Source organism: Streptomyces sp. NPDC059455 (assembly GCF_042750115.1).
Classification (GTDB): Bacteria; Actinomycetota; Actinomycetes; order Streptomycetales; family Streptomycetaceae; genus Streptomyces; species Streptomyces endocoffeicus.
Map to the genome: position 1 here is coordinate 26,330 of NZ_JBHYVB010000020.1, position 15,346 is coordinate 41,675.

A 15,346-nucleotide genomic window follows, 5' to 3' on the forward strand; every position below is an offset into this window, starting at 1 on the left:
GAGACGGGGAGCTACGGCGTCAGGCGCATTGGCCCTGGCTGCGAGCGTGTCGAGCCGGTCCACCGTGTTTGCCCTTGCTACCGTCCACTTCACCTAAATCATCCATAAAGGACCAATTCGCGCCTGCTGATGGTCGAGAGGACACGGACCATGAACGACTTTTCCCGTCGCGGACTGCTGAGGGTGACGGCGGGCGCCGGTGCCGGTGCGGTCGTCGTGTCGGGCGCCGCGACCGCCGCAGCCCCCGCTGCCAGCGCCGTGACCGGGGCGTCCGGGGGCGATGCGCATTGCGGGCCTGCGAAGCTGACCGGCCGGATCGTCCGCCCCGAAGACGCCGGATACACAGACGCGCGCCTCGGCTGGGACCAGCTCTTCTCCCACTATCCGCTGGTCATCGTCTTCGCCCAGAACACCCAGGACGTGGTCAACGCCCTGACCTGGGCGCGGCAGAACGACGTGGCGGTGCGGGTACGGAGCGGCCGCCATGCCCTTGAGGGCTGGTCGAACGTGGACAACGGCCTCGTGATCGACATCAGCGAGTTGAAGTCGGTTCACGTCGACACCAAGTCGCGTATCGCGACGGTCGGCGCCGGGCTCAACCAGTTGGAAGCGGTGACCACCCTCGCGGAACAGAACTTCGCCGTGACCACCGGAACGGAGGGCAGCGTAGGTCTGTCCGGTGCGACGCTCGGCGGCGGATTCGGCTTCCTCACCCGCTGGCTCGGCATGGCCTGCGACAGCCTGGTGGGAGCCGAGATCGTCGTCCCGTCGGGCACCGAGTGCGCCAAGGCGATCCGGGCGGACCTGCACAACAACTCGGATCTGCTCTGGGCGCTCCGTGGCGCGGGGAACGGCAACTTCGGCATCGTCACGTCACTGACCTACAAAGTGGCTCCGCTGAAGAGCGTCACTTATCTCCAGGCGACGTGGCAGGGCATCGACAACCTTCGCCCTATCTTCGAGGCATATCAGCGTACGGCACCGACCACCGACGCCCGCCTCGGAACCCAGCTCGAGATCCACAGAAACCAGATCTTCCTGTTCGGGGTTCTCCCCGAAGGAACGCCGGACGAGACGAAGAGGTTGCTGGCCCCGATCCTGTCGATCGACAGCCCGGACGTCACTACGCAGGTCGGTAACTGGGGCGATGTATATGCGGGATTCCAGATTCCGATCGAGCAGGAACCGGCGAACTGGAAGTTCCACTCGCAGTTCACCAGAAAGCCGTTCCCGAGCGATGCGATCGACATCGTCGACTCGTTCATCAAAACCGCCCCGACGGATGACAGCAACTTCTTCGTCCAGGCTTTCGGCGGGAACGTCAGGAGGAGCCCCCGCGGCGGCACCGCCTTCCCGCACCGCGATGCGCTCTTCTACTCCGAACCCGGCGCCGGCTGGGGGGAGCGCAGTGACCAGCCGGGCGTCTGCGACCCACTCACCTCGCAGTGCCAGGCATGGATCGCCGAGTTCAGCCAGGCCCTGCGGACCTACGTGGACGGCGCCTACGTCAACGTGCCGAACATCGCGCAGCAGGACTGGGAAACCGCCTACTGGAGGGACAACTTCGACCGGCTCCGCAACATCAAGGCGAAGTACGACCCCAACAACGTCTTCCAGTACGAGCAGAGCGTCCCGCCCGCGGTCCGCTGACCGAGCACGGCCAGAGCCCCCTCCCGATCCGCGAGGGGGCTCAGCCATGCCTACCCGTCCTGGGTATTTCGCTGAACGGTCGATGTAGCCCAGGGGGTCGGCCGGGCTCGGCGGTCAGGCTGAGGCGGTTCGGGTCGCGGTGATCACCACCGTGGCGTACGGCATCGTGAAGCTGCCGCCCATCGCGTCGATGGCCGCGCCAACGCCCTCGAGCACCTCCGCCAGCTCGGCCGGAGGGAGCCGGGTGAAGGCGCCCTGGGTGGGGATCTGCTCGAGCCAGGCGTCCCGGGTGTAGGTCCACTCCCAGTCGAACCGCCACTGTTCCGGTTCGCCGAACGCGCCCGCCGTCCGTATCCCGTCGGCGGCCTTGGTGAGGATCGGCTGGTGCGTGTCCAGGCCGCCCCGCGTGATCGCCCGGAAGTCGAACGGCGCGTCGGGTATCACCCGTCGGCAGACCGTGACCAAGGCCTCCGCCAGGTCGGGTGGGAGCCGGAAGACGTTCCAGAACGCGGCCAGCCGGGCGCCCGGCCGCAGCACCTGGGCGGCTTTCGCCGCCCCGGCGACCGGGTCGATCCAGTGCCACGCCTGGCCCGCGATCACGGCATCGAATTCCCGACCGGCCGGGTCCCAGGCTTCGAACGTCGCGACCTCGACCTCCGTCCCGAGCCGCCGCGCCACGTCGGCCATCCGCGCGTCGGGCTCGACGCCGAGCACCGTGCGGCCGGTCTGCTGGAACTGCCGGGCCGCGATGCCGGTGCCACAGCCGACATCGAGAACATCGAGGACGTCGGGGCCGGGGCCGCCGGTGGCGATCCGGTCGACCATGGCCTGGGGGTAGCGGGGCCGGGCCTGGTCGTAGCGTTCGGCATCCGCGCCGAACGACTCGGCCATCTGCCGATGTTGATGGGGCTCGTTCCCGGAGAACGGTAGAGTGGGCATGCGCCCACTATGAGTGGGCACTTGCCCACTCGTCAATCGGGCGGGCCCACAAACAGGGTGAGGAGGGACGCACGGTGCCGACAGGGGTGGCCATGCGTGACGTACGCGAGCAGTTGTTCCAGGCCGCCGAGCGAGTCCTGCTCCGGGACGGGCCCAGCGCGCTGACCAGTCGGGCGGTCACCACGGAGGCGGGCTGCGCGAAGGGCGTCCTGCACCGGCACTTCGCCGACTTCGACGCCTTCCTCGCCGAGCTCGTACGGAATCGCATCGCCCGGCTCGGCCACCAGTCCGCCGCCCTGCGCGACTCCGCCGGGACCGGCTCCGTCACCGGCCACCTCGCCGACGCGCTGACGACCCTGTTCGAGTCGGTCGCCGTGGCCATCGTCAGCCTCGTCACCTCGCGGGACGAGCTGCGCGCCCGGCTCCGCGAGACCACGCCGACCGGTGTGCCGCTCCTGATGGAGGCCACCGCCATGATCGCCTCCTACCTCACCGCCGAGCGGGACCGGGGACGCATCGCGGCCGACGCCGACATCGACGCGCTCGCACCCACGGTGATCGGGGCCGGGCATCTGCTCTTCGCGGACCGCGAATCCGCGCCGCCGGACACCGGGGCCGTCCGCAAGGTGGTGACCACCGTCATCGCCGACGTCGTACGGGAGCCGTAGACCCGACACGACGATGTCCGCGAGTCGGCGGTCCGGCCCGTGCGCCTGCCCATGGACAGCGTGGCCGCTCGTCGCGGAAGATCGGGGTCCACGACCGACCGGGGTCCACGACCGATCGGGATATGGACGGATCCCGTTTCAGACCCACCGGAGGACGCCCGGATGCGCCCTGACGACCTCATCGGCCCGGAACTTCGGCTCTGGGATGCCTTCGCCGCAGGGGACGAGGTCGACCTGCGTCCGCGCGACGCGGACGGCGGGGCGGTGCTGGACGGCGGCAGTTGGGGGCCGGAGCGCCGGGTGCGGGCCTCGGTGATCCGCTCGTTGCTGCTGGGCGGTGCCGATGCCACCGGTGGGGAAACTCCGATGGTCCACCTGACGGGCGCCCGGATATCGGGGAAGCTGCGCCTGGTCTTCGCCGAGGCGTGCTGCGTACTGTGGCTGGAGGAGTGCTGGTTCGAGGAGGCGCCGCAGCTGTACGGGGCCAAGCTGCGAGTGACCAGTTTCGGCGGCTCGTACTTACCGGGGCTCGGGATGAACGCCACGACGGTTGACGGGAACCTCGACCTGATGAACTGCCGCGTTCAGGGCGGTGTCAACGTGCATGACGCCCATATCAGCGGGAGTCTGCTCCTCCAAGGCGCGCATCTCTCGCATACCGGGGGTGTGGCCCTGGACGGCGCGCGCCTCGAGGCGAAGGGCGTCGTCGGGACCGACGGATTCCGCGCCGCCGGAGCCATCACGCTGACCGGCGCCACCGTCGGCGGATCGGTCAACTTCGACACGGCGTTCCTCGCCCCCGCCCACGGGAACGCCCTCTCCTGCCGGCATCTCCAGACCGGAGAGCTGCTCCTCCGGCCCGCGCGGGCCACGGGAGGCATGGACCTGCGTCACGCCGCCGTTGGTGTACTCCGGCTCCATGACGACCCTCGCGAACAGCCGCCCCTCCAACTCGACGGCCTGGTCTACCGGTCGCTGGAACCACACCTTCCGGTCGACCATCGTCTCGAGCTGCTGAGCCGTGATCCCGACGGGTACCGACCCCAGCCGTACCAACAGCTCGCCACCGTGTACCAGTCCATCGGCCAGGACCGTGACGCCCGGACCGTGCTCCTGACCCGCCAGCGGCACCGCCGCGCGACCCTCCCCCGGTACGCCCGCGCTTGGGGCCATGTGCAGGATGCCACCGTCGGGTACGGCTATGCGCCGGAACGTGCCGCGGTGTGGCTGCTGGCCCTGCTCGCCACGGGTGCCACCGTCTTCGCCCTGCACCGGCCCACCCCGCTGAGCGGTACGCCCCACCCGGTGTTCAGTCCGGTGATGTACAGCCTGGACCTGCTCCTGCCTGTGATCGACTTCGGCCAGGAGCGGGTGTTCCAGCCGACGGGGCCGACCCAGTGGATCGCTTGGCTCCTGATCGGCGCGGGCTGGCTGCTGGCGACCGCCCTCGCCGCGGGCATCACCCGGGTCCTGTCACGCCAATAGGCGGAAGTCGACCATCCGGAGATGCCCCGATCACGCTCAACTCCGGGCTGACGCCCCGCCGGACACCGGCCCCCGCCGGACACCGGTCCCCATCGGTCAGCCGTACCCCCGTCGGTATGATCAGTACGGAACGGGGAACCCATCCCACAGGGGAGCAGGTCATGTCCGAGTCGACCGTGTCCGGCCAAAGTGACTCACCCGCCGTCGCGCTGGGCCCCACCGCGCTTGTTCTCGGCGTGTCCTCCGCCGTGGGCGCATTGGGCGTATTCGGGTCCACGCTCGTGCTCATCGCCCTTCCGTGGACGATCATCGCCGGGGCGCTCGCCATCGTTCTCGGGGCCATGGGTGTGCACCACGCCCGCCGCGGGGCCGGGCGCCTGTGGGCCGCCATGGTCGGAGCCGCCCTCGGTGCCGTTGGCTTCTTCGGCACCACCGCCCTTCTCTGGTCCTTGGGCGGCTGACTACACGTTGGTGTCGAGCTCGGCGGCGGACGCGATGATGGCGTCGAGGACGGTGAGGACTTCCTTGCGGGGCTCGGAGCGAGTGGTGCGGTGCCGGGCGATCAGGCGGCGGGTCCCCAGGCCGGGCAGGGACACCGCCTTTACGCCGTCGGGCAGCACACCCAGCACGGCCAGGGCGGGCACGATCGCGATGCCCAGACCTCCCGACACCAGCGAGAGCGCGACGTCGTAGTCGTAGTAGCTGTGGACCGGGGGCGTGGCCTTCAGCCCGCCCCTGGCCTGTTCGGTGGCGCTGTGGGAGGCCGCGTCCGGGTCGACCCCGAGCCAGGTGAGGTGCTCCAGATCCGCCGTACTGGCCGGGACCGGCGTCGCCGCGGGCATGATCACCACCCATGGTTCCTCGAGCACCGGCACATCGCGGGTGCCGCGGGCGGCCCGGTGTCCGATGGGGCTCTCGGCCTCCAGAACGATCAGGTCGACCGCTCCCGACCGCAGCTCCTGGTGGGCCTTCTCACCGTCCATCTCCCGGATCAGCAGTTCCAGACCGGGGAACTGCTCGCGCATCCGGTGCACCAGCGGTACGAGCAGCATGCGGATCACCGTCTTGAAGGCGCTGATGACGACCGTGCCCGTCACCTCCCCCTGCAGCGCGGCCAGTGCCTTGCGGGCGTCGGTCAGCTCGGACTCGACGCGTTCCGCGGCCTCGGCGAGAACCCGGCCCGCCTGTGTGAGGACGGCTCCACGGGGCTGACGATCCAGAACGGTGACGCCGACCGCGTCCTCCAGGCGGGCGATCTGCTGGGAAACGGCGGACGGTGTGAGATGCAGGACATCCGCCGCCGCCAACACCCCTCCGGCCCGGTGGACGGCCAGCAGCACGGCCAGTTTGCGTGCGTCGATATCCATTCAGTTCAGCTTAATGCAGGGAGAAGATAACTTCGATTGATGTGTATCCTCGCGGCCGCCACTATGGCGGTATGGAGGAGTTGCTGCCCCTGGTCGCCACGGCGGCCGGGTGGATAGGTGCCCTGTGCACCGCCACGGCCTATGCCCTGGTGTCACGTCGGCGGATCGAACCGGATTCGCGCACATCCCAGTCGATCAACATGCTCGGTGGTGCGCTGCTGGCCGTATCGGCGGCCGCCAATGGCGCCTGGCCATCGGTCACTTCGAACTTCGTGTGGGTCATCATCGGGATGCAAACCCTCGTGGGCGTACGCCGCGGCCTGGGCGTGGCCGACGGCCGCTAGCGCCCGCGACAACGGTCACCACACCACCGGCACCCGCTCGAAGCTGTCCGTGAGCACTCCGGTGCGGCGCGCCAGCTCGGAGGACGGGACGGCCAGGTCGAGATCGGGCAAGCGGTCCAGGAGGATTTCCAGGGCGATGTGCAGTTCGGTGCGGGCCAGGGCCTGGCCTATGCAGGAGTGGGCGCCGGCGCCGAAGGCGAGGTGGCGGTTGGGGGTGCGGGTCAGGTCCAGGTGGTCGGGGTGGGGGAACATCCGCTCGTCGCGGTTGGCGGAGGCGACGACCGAAACGGTGGTGCTGCCCCTCGGGATCACCTCGCCGCCCAGTTGGGCGTCCTCCGTCAGGTAGCGGGGCATACCCGGGCCACGGTTGACGTCGAAGCGGAGCAACTCCTCGACGGCCGGGCGGATCAGGGAGCGGTCGTCCAGCAGGCGCCGCCAGCGGGAACGGTCGTCGAGCAGGACCGGGACCAGCTTCCCGATCACGCTGGACGTGGTCTCGTGGCCGGCGTGCATCAGGCCCTGCGCGATCTGGACCAGGACCGCCCCGGGCGGGCGGGGGTCGGCGGCGTCGGTGATCTCGATCAGCTTGCTGAGCAGGTCGTCACCCGGTGCGCTCCGCGTCCGGGCCACATGCTCGCCCAGATACGCCAGGAGCTCCTCGCGGGCGGTGCGGGTCTCCTGCTCGCCGTAGCGGTCCCCGCTGAACAGGGCGCCCGACCAGTACGCGAAGCGGTCCCAGTCCGCCTCCGGTACGCCCAGCAGGGCGCCGACGACCCGTGCCGGGAACGGATACGCGAAACCCGTCCAGAGGTCGGCGGGGATCGGCCCGGCCTCCATGGCGTCCACCAGGGCGTGGCCGATGGCGACGATCCGGGGGCGGAGCGCGGCGACCCGCTTGGCGGTGAGCGCCTGACCCACCAGGCGCCGCCAGCGCTGGTGCCGTTCGCCGGTGCCGGTCCCGTCCGGTCCCGCCTCGCTCACATCCCGTGGGAAGCGGGGATCGGACAGCATCGCGTGCACATCCTCGTACCGGGTCAGCACCCGCACCGGGGCGCCGGTGGAGCGCAGCGTCAGCTCCGGGATCGGGCATCCCTCGGCCCGCAGCGCCGCCCACTCCTTCGGGGGTTCGAGGGGGTGCTCCGTGGCGAACGGGAAGTCGCCGAGAGGGCAGCGCGCTTCCGCGCCTTCCGGCTTCGCGCTTTCCGCGCCTTCCGGCTTCGTCTCGTCCGCCACTTCTGCTTCACCCACGGAGCGCCTCCAGAGCCGTACGACGTGCGGCGAACAGTCACTCACCACTCATCGGTGAAGTCAAAGAGACTGCCGGTCAGGACGGTTGGCTGCCTCGGCGGTGGTCTTCAGGGCGCTCAACCACGCTTCGAGGCCCTGCTCAGCGGCGCCTTGATCACGACGTCGGACTGGTAGCGGATCCGGGCCACCCGCGGGTCATCCCTGCGCGCTGATCCTGAACACCGGGAAGCCGGGCGCGATCTCCAGCAGCTTCTCGTCGCTCGAATGCGCGTCGACATCGTCGAAGAAGCGGCCGACCTCCCACGCCCACTTCTTCAGGTACAGCCGCAGGATCTCCGGCTTCACACCGTCCTCGACCTCGACGGCGGTGAACGGCTCCACCCTGCGGCCCAGCCGCAGTTCGCCGCCGCCCGCCGCCCGCATGTTGCGCACCCACTGGGTGTGGCCGCGCGGGGCGACGAGGTAGCGCTCGCCGCGCAGGGTGAGCGGGTTGACCGGGGTGGTGCGCCACTCGCCGCTCTTGCGGCCGCGGACGGCCAGGATCTGGCTCCCGGCCAGACCGATGCCAATCTTCGTCAGGCGCTTGGCGAGGCCGTTGAAGATCCTGTCGAACTTGCTGGGCTTGAGGTTGCGGAGCTCGGTCATGTCATCCCTCTTCGACTCTCGATGCGCGAGAGCGGTGTTCGAGCGACGAGAGCGGTGCTCTCTGTTGAGATCACTGAACACCGAACCCCATCCACAAGTCAAGAGCAGTGCTCTCGGAATCGTGCACCGCTCTCGCTCATGGCACACTGGTCGGCATGAACGCCAGTCGGACAGCCAGGGACCGGGCCCGAGCGGAGCTCACGCAGGAGATCAAGAACGAGGCCCGGCGTCAGCTCGCGGTGGATGGCGCCCAGAAACTCTCGTTGCGCTCGGTCGCCCGGGAGCTGGGCATGGTGTCCTCGGCCCTCTACCGCTACTTCGCCAGCAGGGACGAGCTGCTCACCGCCTTGATCATCGACGCCTACGACGCGGTGGGCGAGCAGGCGGAGAAGGCCGCGGAGGAGGGCGCGCCGCGGGAGCGCTGGCGCAAGGCGTGTCACGCGGTCCGGGGCTGGGCTCGGGCCAATCCGCATGAGTACGCCCTGATCTACGGTTCACCGATCCCGGGGTACGCCGCCCCGCAGGACACGGTCGCCTCGGCGGCGCGCGTACCGATGGTGCTGATCAGGATCCTGCGGGAGACGAACCCTTCGCCCGCGTTCGAAGGCCCGCCCCTGACCGAGGGTCTGGCCGGTCAGTTGCGGGCACTGGGCGAGCTGGTCGCGCCGGATGGCGAGCGGATCGCGCCGGATCTGCCGCCGGAGACGCTCAACCGCGGCCTCGTGGTGTGGACGCAGTTGTTCGGGATGCTGAGCTTCGAGCTGTTCGGTCAGTTCGTCGGCAGCGTGGACCCCACCGACGAGTTCTTCGACCACACGGTGGAACAGTGCGCCGACTTCCTCGGGCTTCCGCCGACCCGTTGACGGGTCATGGGCGGTGGGCCGCCCACAGGGTGCGCTCGGCGCGGACGTTGAGGTCGTCGCGTCGCAGCACGCCGTCCGGGCCGTCGCTGTCGATGAGGTGGTCGAGGGTGGCCAGGTCGTCGGGGCTCAGGCGCTCCGCCACATGGGAGCGGACGCGACGGAGGAACGCCTGGGCGTAGCGGCCGGTGGGCTCGGGGAGCGGGGGGCGCAGATCGATGGTGAAGGGGCGTTCCACCGCGATGCGGAATCCGGCGCGGGAGAGGCGCGGGCCCCAGTCGGAGCCCAGTTCCGGCATCCGCTCGGCGTGCTCCTGGGCCTGTACGGCGTGACAGCGGGCCTCCAGGCCGGGCCGCCCTCGGCCGACGTCGTCGGGGAGGAAGCGCGGGAAACCGGCCATCTCGATCACGGCCAGGAGACCGCCGGGGCGCAGCCGTTCGAAGATCTCACGCAAGCCCCGGTCGGGGTCGGTGAGGTGGTGGACGGACGCCGACGCCCACACCAGGTCCACGGGGCCGAAGTCCGGCCATGTGTCGTCCAGATCCGCCTGGACGGTTCGCACCCGGTCCTCCACTCCGCGTGCTCGGGCCTTGCCCCGCAGATGCTCCAGGAGGTCAGGGGATCGGTCGACGGCGATCGCCTCGGCGCCCTCGAAACGCCGGAGCAGGGCGAGGGTTCCGGTGCCGGTGCCGCTGCCCAGGTCGAGGATGCGGCGGGGCGGGTCGTCCCGAGTCAACTGGGCCAGCTGGGATGTCGCTTCGGACAGGTAGGTGTGCAGGACTTCGGCGTCGAGGTCCAGGAGTTCGGCCCAGCCCGAGTCGTCCGGCTGGTCCGCCCCGGCGGCGCCGTGGTGGTGGTGGTGGTGGTGCTGGTGATGGTGCTCGTGGTGGTGGTCCGTCATGTTTCGAGCGTAAGTGGACCTTGCTTCACCGACATACCATCTTGCGTATGACGCAAGAGGACAGCGCTCTCGACGCCCTGGTCCGCCAGCGGATCAGGGGACTGCGTTCGGCCATGGGCTGGTCGCTGGACGATCTGGCCGCCCGCTGCTATCTGAGTCCGTCCACGCTGAGCCGGATCGAGACGGGGCATCGGCGGATCAGTCTTGATCAGTTGAGCGCGATAGCGCGGGCCCTGGGGACCACTCTGGATCAGCTGGTGGATTCGACCGCCGCCGATGACGTGATCATCCGGCCACGGCATGACGCGGCGCGCGGGCGGACCGCCTGGATGCTGAACCGGCAGCCCGGGGTCATCGTGGCCAAGCTACGCCTCACCAAACCGGCCCCGACCAGCGCCGAGGCGCTGAAGGTCCATCCGGGCAGGGACTGGTTCACGGTCCTGTCCGGGGCCGTCACGCTCGTGTTGGGGGATCGGAGGATCGTCGTCGAGACCGGACAGGCGGCGGAGTTCTCCACGATGATCCCCCACACCTTCGGAGCGCACGGCGGGCCTGCCGAGGCCCTGGGCATCCTGGACCAGGACGGGCGCCGGACCCGTCTGCGGTCCCTGCCGGAGGAGGGCGACCCCTGATCTCGGTCTGGACCCGTGGTCTCGGTCTGGACCCGTGGTCTCGATCTGGACCCGTGGTCTCGGCCCGCGTCGTCGGCCGGTCCGTTACGTCCTGTCAGGCCGGGGCGGCGGCGGACTGGGCGCGGGAGAGGGCCACGTCGAGGACGACCAGGAGCGCGTCGCGGACCGAGCCCGTCTCGCGGGCGTCGAAGACGATCAGCGGGACGTGTTCGGAGATGTCCAGGGCCCAGCGGACCTCGTCCAGATCGTGCTGGACCTCGCCGTCGAAGGCGTTGATGGCGACGGCGAAGGGGATGTCCTTGTGCTCGAAGTAGTCCACCGCCGCGTAACAGTCGTCCAGACGGCGGGTGTCCACGATCACCAGACCGCCGAGGGCGCCCTCGACCACGTCGTCCCACATGAAGCCGAAGCGGTCCTGGCCCGGCGTGCCGAACAGATACAGCTTCAGCTTCGGGTCGATCGTGATGACGCCGAAGTCCATGGCGACCGTGGTGGTGGTCTTGCCGGGGGTGTGCGTGAGGTCGTCCACGCCCGCCGCGACCTCCGTGATCAACGCCTCCGTGGTCAGCGGCCGGATCTCGGAGATCGCGCCCACCGCCGTGGTCTTGCCGACCCCGAAGCCACCGGCGATGACCAGCTTGACCGGCAGTGGCGGTTCTTCAACCGCTGTCGCGGAGTGAGCCCCGTGAGTCGGGGACGGCACGGAGACCATCGATAACCCTTCGCAGTACGGAGATGTCGTGGACGGTCCCGGCGTTCGGGACGTGGACCGCCAGATATCCGGCGGCGCACAGGTCCTCCGCGAGGACCCGGACCACGTTGAGGTGCAGATGCAGCCGGGCGGCCAGCTCCGCCACCGACTGGGTGCGTCGGCAGGCGGCGACGATGTCGCGGCGTTCGAAGGTGAGCGACCGCAGGGCGGACAGCCCGTCCGGCGTCGCCACGATCTGGGTCTCGACCGGGAGCGGTGGCGCGGCGCCGCTCCCGGACACCCGGCCCGCGGTCAGCAGGAACGGGCGGACGGCGGAGGCGCGGACGGCGGGCTCGGGTGGCTCCGGGGCGGCCCGGGCGTCGTCCTCCGCCTCATGCGCCGCCGCCTCATGCCCCGCCGCTTCGTGCCCTGCCGCCTCATGTGCTGCCGCTTCGTGAGGTACTGGTTCACCGGCGACCATCTCGCCCCCCTCCTCCATGCTCCGCGCGACCCGTCAGCCGACGGACCCGGCGCTCTTCTTCAGCTCCATGACGAGCTGCGGGGTCAGCGCGGTCCCGGCCCGGTTGGCGAAGAGGGTCATCTCGTACGCGATGTTGCCCAGCTTCGCCTCCTTCGTGGTCACCACGCCGAGCACGGCACCGCAGCCGATGGACGACACCAGCACATGGCCGCCCTCGAGATCGATGATGACCTTGTTCAGGCCGCCCAGGCCGTAGTTGCCGGAGGCACCGGCGGCGAGGCTCGTGACACCGGAGACGATCGCGGCGAGCCGCTCGGAGTCGGCCTGTTCCCGCAGTTGGGAGACGGCGATCAGCAGACCGTCGGAGGACACCGCGATGGCGTCGACGACACCGGCGGTCTGGGTGGCGAATCGGTCCAGCAGCCAGGTGAAGTCGGCCGCGGCGGCTCGCAGATCGGTGGCTTCCCGCTCAGCGGTACCGCTCTTATCTGTCGGCGTGGTCACTGCCCGACTCCTTCCGGGGTCGCTGATGTGTCGATGGCATGGCTTCGGCCGGGGCGGCGGCGCTGTCCCGCTCCGCCCTGCGAACGGCCGCCTCGAACTCGTCGAGTTCGGAGCGGACCGCCTCGGCGTCGGCGGGCCGGCGCGTCGCTGGGATCGCCCGGTCGGCCGGTGAGGTGGTCTTGTCGAGCGTCGCGCCACGGACGCGGCGGCGGAGGGCGCGGGAGCCGGGAGCGGCGGCCGGGGTGGCGTTCGGCTCGTTCGTGGCGGACCGCTCCTTCCCGGCGTTCGGATCGTTCGCCGTCCGCGTCTCCTGCGCGGCGTCGGCCGACTCCGCGTTCGTAGGGGACGTCGCCGGGACGCGCCGCGGCAGACCCGACTCCGTCGCCGGCGCCGCCGGGCGACGCTCGGGCGCGGTGGCGGAGGTCCGAGCGGGCGGAGGCGTGGCGGCGGGCGCGGGTTCGGACTCCCGCGGCTCCCGCCCGGACCCGTCCGCGCCCTTACCCGAAGCCGAAGCCGACCCCGGCCCCGAAGCCGAAGCCGGCCCCGAGGCCGTAACCGATCCCGAGGCCGAGCCCGACCCCGTAACCGCCGGCTCCTTCCCCGCCCCCCGCGCCACCAGCAGCGCCGACGGCACCCACACACTGCCCGTGACCCCGCCGCCCGGCGTACGGCTCAGCGTGACCCGGATGCCCCAGCGCCGGGCGAGGCTGCCGACCACGAAGAGGCCGAGCACCTTGGTCGGTACGAGGTCGAGCCGCTCGCGGCGCACCAGGCGGGCGTTCTCCTCCTCGAGACGTTCCGCGGCCAGGCCGAGGCCGTGGTCGATGACCTCGATCAGCGCGCCGCCGTCCACCGTGACATCGGTGCCGGGCCGGACGACGACCTCGACGGGGGTGTCGGACGGGGAGAACGAGACCGCGTTCTCCAGCAACTCCGCCAGCATCAGCGTGAGGTCGCCGGTGATGTCGGGCGCGAGGGTGACCTCGGTCTCGGACCGCAGGGACACCCGCTGGAACCCCTCGATCTGGCCGAGCGCCGCGCGGATGACATCGGCCAGCGTCGTCGGCCGGGCGTCCAGCTCGGTCTCCCGGATTCCGGCGAGCAGCATCAGGCTGTCGGCGTTGCGCTGGAGGCGTACGGCGATGTGGTCGATGCGGTAGAGCCGCTCCAGGATGTCGGGGGCGGTCTCCTGGCGTTCGACGGCGTCGATCAGGGTGAGCTGGCGGGTGGTGAGGTTGCTGACCCGGCGGCCGACGTTGCCGAACATCTCGCCGACGTTGCGGCGGCTGAGCACCTGCCGCTCCAGCAGCGCCGCGGCGGTGACCTGCACCTGGTTGAACGCCTCGGCCAGATCGCCGATCTCGTCGCGCACCGGGACGGGGATCGGCCGGGGCCGTAGCGGGGTGGTGTCGGTCGTGTCGTCGTCCTCGACCTTGGCGAGTTCCTCGTCCGCCACCTCGACCACCTGGTGGGCGGCGCCGGTGAGGGCCGCCAGGGGGCGGACGACGGAGCGCCGGACCAGGAAGGAGAAGGTCAGCCAGGCGGCGAAGCCGAGGACGGCGAGGGCGAGCAGGGCCAGCGCCTTGTAGAGGGCGTCGTTGGAGACGCCGTCGGCCCGGTCGGCGATCTCGCCGATCAGCGAGCGGGCGATCTCGAGCCGGGCCTCGGCCTGCCGGTTGCCCTGGGCCATCGCCGAGCGGAGCTCCCTCGGCGACTGGCCCTGGAGGGAGCTGGGGTCGATCTGGAGCTCGGCGAACCGGTCCTCGATGCCGTTCTCCTCGGCGTTCCGCTCGATGCCGTCGAGGCGCAGGACCTGATCGGGGTCGGCGACCCTGGCGAAACGTTCCGACTGCTCCTCGTAGACCCGGTGGGCGCCGACCGCGCGGGTGTACTCGGTGAGGCCGTTGGCGTCCCGGGTCTGGGCGGAGAACACCCCGCCCTCGAAGGCCGCGTGGGCGGCGTCGGCGCGCATCACGGCGTCGACCAGCTCGATCGCGGAGGACGAGGGGTTGTCGGAGAAGTGGTCGAGCCCGATGCCGTCGATGAGATAGCCGACGGCGGCGGCGTACGCGGGGTCGATACCGGCGGCGGGCACCGAGCCCCGTTCGACCTTGTCCCGCAGCACGCTCAGGCGCTGGACGTAGTCGAGGGCGCGGGCCTCGTCCTTCGGCAGGGCGGAGCCGAACGCGGAACGCACATCGGCGGCCCGCCCATCGGTGACCCGCTGCGCCCGGCGGTAGTCGGCGGTGGACGGGAAGGTGGCCCCGGGGCGGACCGACTCCTGCTGGACGGAGAGCAGGAGCGCCTCCCGGTGCTCGGCCTGTACGTCGTTGATCAGCCGGGCCACCTGGCCGCTGTCGCGCACCCGCTCGGCGGTGCGGTCGGCGTCCAGGGCCTGTCGCACCTCGCCGTTCACGGCGAGGCCGAGGAGCGCGCCGACGACCGTCAGCGGCACGATCACCAGGACGTTGAGCTTCCGCCGGAACGGCCAGCGGTCGAGGAGCGCGCCGAGGGCTTCCGTCCTACGACCCGTCTTGCGACCCGTCGTGCGGTCCGTCGTACGACCCGCCCCGCTGCCCGTCGTGCGCCGGGACCCCGAACTCGGCTGCGACGCCTGTCCGGACGGCTCCTGGTCGGCTGGCGGGTCCGCCGTGTCCACAGACACCCAGGTCCTCCTTCGATGTGCTCCTGAGCGGTGACCGAGGTGTTGTTGCCGCCGATCGCCGACACCGGGAAACGGGACGTCGGCGACGGCGATTCCGGCCGGAACGCGAGCGATGGAATCGCGCCACATGCCTGACCGGGCGTGAACACTACCGCCTGCGCGCACACGCGCAAGGGATGGCCTCCCAACGACCACGGAATTTCCACGGTTTGCTGGGTTTAGGTCATCTACGTATCCCCCGGAGCCCCGTCAGCCGCCCAGCCGGT

Annotated in this window: 16 protein-coding genes; 7 read left to right on the top strand and 9 right to left on the bottom strand. The window is 70.6% G+C overall.

Translation table 11 applies throughout. The features are described 5' to 3' along the window. Positions 1 to 150 precede the first annotated feature (150 nt). The gene (locus ACFXB5_RS09805; RefSeq protein ID WP_385204689.1) at positions 151 to 1,650 is read left to right on the top strand and encodes an FAD-binding oxidoreductase; all 1,500 of its coding nucleotides are present in this window, start codon (positions 151 to 153) and stop codon (positions 1,648 to 1,650) included. A gap of 114 nt (positions 1,651 to 1,764) precedes the next feature. On the opposite strand, the gene ACFXB5_RS09810 is transcribed toward ACFXB5_RS09805, so the two are convergent. Beyond that, on the bottom strand, positions 1,765 to 2,541 hold the full coding sequence (locus tag ACFXB5_RS09810) for a class I SAM-dependent methyltransferase (protein ID WP_385204692.1): 777 nt from the start codon (positions 2,539 to 2,541) through the stop codon (positions 1,765 to 1,767). A 122-nt stretch (positions 2,542 to 2,663) separates the two neighbouring features. Between ACFXB5_RS09810 and ACFXB5_RS09815 the strand changes: the two genes are divergently transcribed. The 3 genes from ACFXB5_RS09815 (at position 2,664) to ACFXB5_RS09825 (ending at position 5,203) form a co-directional block, all read left to right on the top strand. Further along, positions 2,664 to 3,257, top strand: coding sequence for a TetR/AcrR family transcriptional regulator (locus ACFXB5_RS09815; protein ID WP_385204694.1), 594 nt, complete (start codon positions 2,664 to 2,666; stop codon positions 3,255 to 3,257). Between the two features lie 162 nt (positions 3,258 to 3,419). Further along, positions 3,420 to 4,742 (top strand): membrane-associated oxidoreductase, encoded by a 1,323-nt coding sequence (locus ACFXB5_RS09820; protein WP_385204697.1) that lies wholly within the window; start codon positions 3,420 to 3,422, stop codon positions 4,740 to 4,742. Positions 4,743 to 4,903: 161 nt separating this feature from the next. After that, positions 4,904 to 5,203: a hypothetical protein gene (locus ACFXB5_RS09825; protein ID WP_385204700.1), complete on the top strand. Its 300-nt coding sequence runs from the start codon at positions 4,904 to 4,906 to the stop codon at positions 5,201 to 5,203. Here ACFXB5_RS09825 and ACFXB5_RS09830 read toward each other — a convergent pair whose 3' ends face one another. Next, positions 5,204 to 6,109 carry a LysR family transcriptional regulator gene (locus ACFXB5_RS09830; RefSeq protein ID WP_385204703.1) on the bottom strand — a complete coding sequence of 302 codons (906 nt, stop codon included), beginning with the start codon at positions 6,107 to 6,109 and terminating at the stop codon, positions 5,204 to 5,206. Positions 6,110 to 6,180: 71 nt separating this feature from the next. On the opposite strand from ACFXB5_RS09830, the gene ACFXB5_RS09835 reads away from it, so the two are divergent. Next, a complete protein-coding gene (locus ACFXB5_RS09835) occupies positions 6,181 to 6,453 on the top strand; it encodes a hypothetical protein (protein WP_385204706.1) in 273 nt (90 codons plus the stop codon). 15 nt (positions 6,454 to 6,468) lie between these two features. Here ACFXB5_RS09835 and ACFXB5_RS09840 read toward each other — a convergent pair whose 3' ends face one another. Together ACFXB5_RS09840 and ACFXB5_RS09845 are read right to left on the bottom strand one after the other, a co-directional pair. Next, positions 6,469 to 7,701 carry a cytochrome P450 gene (locus ACFXB5_RS09840; RefSeq protein ID WP_385204708.1) on the bottom strand — a complete coding sequence of 411 codons (1,233 nt, stop codon included), beginning with the start codon at positions 7,699 to 7,701 and terminating at the stop codon, positions 6,469 to 6,471. Between the two features lie 195 nt (positions 7,702 to 7,896). Then, the gene (locus tag ACFXB5_RS09845; RefSeq protein ID WP_385204711.1) at positions 7,897 to 8,346 is read right to left on the bottom strand and encodes a nitroreductase family deazaflavin-dependent oxidoreductase; all 450 of its coding nucleotides are present in this window, start codon (positions 8,344 to 8,346) and stop codon (positions 7,897 to 7,899) included. A gap of 155 nt (positions 8,347 to 8,501) precedes the next feature. Here ACFXB5_RS09845 and ACFXB5_RS09850 point away from each other — a divergent pair, with 155 nt between their 5' ends. Beyond that, the gene (locus ACFXB5_RS09850) at positions 8,502 to 9,209 is read left to right on the top strand and encodes a TetR/AcrR family transcriptional regulator (protein WP_385204714.1); all 708 of its coding nucleotides are present in this window, start codon (positions 8,502 to 8,504) and stop codon (positions 9,207 to 9,209) included. Between the two features lie 4 nt (positions 9,210 to 9,213). Here the strand turns inward: ACFXB5_RS09850 and ACFXB5_RS09855 are convergent, their stop codons facing one another. Next, positions 9,214 to 10,107, bottom strand: a complete 894-nt coding sequence (locus ACFXB5_RS09855; RefSeq protein WP_385204717.1) for a class I SAM-dependent methyltransferase — start codon at positions 10,105 to 10,107, stop codon at positions 9,214 to 9,216. A 47-nt stretch (positions 10,108 to 10,154) separates the two neighbouring features. On the opposite strand from ACFXB5_RS09855, the gene ACFXB5_RS09860 reads away from it, so the two are divergent. Further along, positions 10,155 to 10,739, top strand: coding sequence for a helix-turn-helix domain-containing protein (locus ACFXB5_RS09860; RefSeq protein WP_385204720.1), 585 nt, complete (start codon positions 10,155 to 10,157; stop codon positions 10,737 to 10,739). A gap of 94 nt (positions 10,740 to 10,833) precedes the next feature. On the opposite strand, the gene ACFXB5_RS09865 is transcribed toward ACFXB5_RS09860, so the two are convergent. Genes ACFXB5_RS09865 through ACFXB5_RS09880 form a run of 4 tightly spaced genes read right to left on the bottom strand, consistent with a single transcriptional unit; the run spans position 10,834 to position 15,074 of the window. Beyond that, a complete protein-coding gene (locus ACFXB5_RS09865) occupies positions 10,834 to 11,451 on the bottom strand; it encodes an ATP/GTP-binding protein (protein ID WP_201855067.1) in 618 nt (205 codons plus the stop codon). Beyond that, positions 11,399 to 11,911 carry a DUF742 domain-containing protein gene (locus tag ACFXB5_RS09870; protein ID WP_385204724.1) on the bottom strand — a complete coding sequence of 171 codons (513 nt, stop codon included), beginning with the start codon at positions 11,909 to 11,911 and terminating at the stop codon, positions 11,399 to 11,401. The genes ACFXB5_RS09865 and ACFXB5_RS09870 overlap by 53 nt, the downstream gene beginning before the upstream one ends. 33 nt (positions 11,912 to 11,944) lie before the next feature. After that, positions 11,945 to 12,415: a roadblock/LC7 domain-containing protein gene (locus ACFXB5_RS09875; protein ID WP_198274540.1), complete on the bottom strand. Its 471-nt coding sequence runs from the start codon at positions 12,413 to 12,415 to the stop codon at positions 11,945 to 11,947. Continuing rightward, positions 12,396 to 15,074: an ATP-binding protein gene (locus ACFXB5_RS09880; RefSeq protein WP_385204837.1), complete on the bottom strand. Its 2,679-nt coding sequence runs from the start codon at positions 15,072 to 15,074 to the stop codon at positions 12,396 to 12,398. The genes ACFXB5_RS09875 and ACFXB5_RS09880 overlap by 20 nt, the downstream gene beginning before the upstream one ends. Between the last annotated feature and the right edge of the window lie 272 nt (positions 15,075 to 15,346).

Bases quoted from the DNA above. Each gene is read 5' to 3' on its own strand.
- ACFXB5_RS09805 (WP_385204689.1), top strand. From the start codon at position 151: ATGAACGACTTTTCCCGTCGCGGACTGCTGAGGGTGACGGCGGGCGCC.
- ACFXB5_RS09810 (WP_385204692.1), bottom strand. From the start codon at position 2,541: ATGGCCGAGTCGTTCGGCGCGGATGCCGAACGCTACGACCAGGCCCGG.
- ACFXB5_RS09820 (WP_385204697.1), top strand. From the start codon at position 3,420: ATGCGCCCTGACGACCTCATCGGCCCGGAACTTCGGCTCTGGGATGCC.
- ACFXB5_RS09825 (WP_385204700.1), top strand. From the start codon at position 4,904: ATGTCCGAGTCGACCGTGTCCGGCCAAAGTGACTCACCCGCCGTCGCG.
- ACFXB5_RS09830 (WP_385204703.1), bottom strand. From the start codon at position 6,109: ATGGATATCGACGCACGCAAACTGGCCGTGCTGCTGGCCGTCCACCGG.
- ACFXB5_RS09835 (WP_385204706.1), top strand. From the start codon at position 6,181: ATGGAGGAGTTGCTGCCCCTGGTCGCCACGGCGGCCGGGTGGATAGGT.
- ACFXB5_RS09845 (WP_385204711.1), bottom strand. From the start codon at position 8,346: ATGACCGAGCTCCGCAACCTCAAGCCCAGCAAGTTCGACAGGATCTTC.
- ACFXB5_RS09850 (WP_385204714.1), top strand. From the start codon at position 8,502: ATGAACGCCAGTCGGACAGCCAGGGACCGGGCCCGAGCGGAGCTCACG.
- ACFXB5_RS09855 (WP_385204717.1), bottom strand. From the start codon at position 10,107: ATGACGGACCACCACCACGAGCACCATCACCAGCACCACCACCACCAC.
- ACFXB5_RS09860 (WP_385204720.1), top strand. From the start codon at position 10,155: ATGACGCAAGAGGACAGCGCTCTCGACGCCCTGGTCCGCCAGCGGATC.
- ACFXB5_RS09865 (WP_201855067.1), bottom strand. From the start codon at position 11,451: ATGGTCTCCGTGCCGTCCCCGACTCACGGGGCTCACTCCGCGACAGCG.
- ACFXB5_RS09870 (WP_385204724.1), bottom strand. From the start codon at position 11,911: ATGGTCGCCGGTGAACCAGTACCTCACGAAGCGGCAGCACATGAGGCG.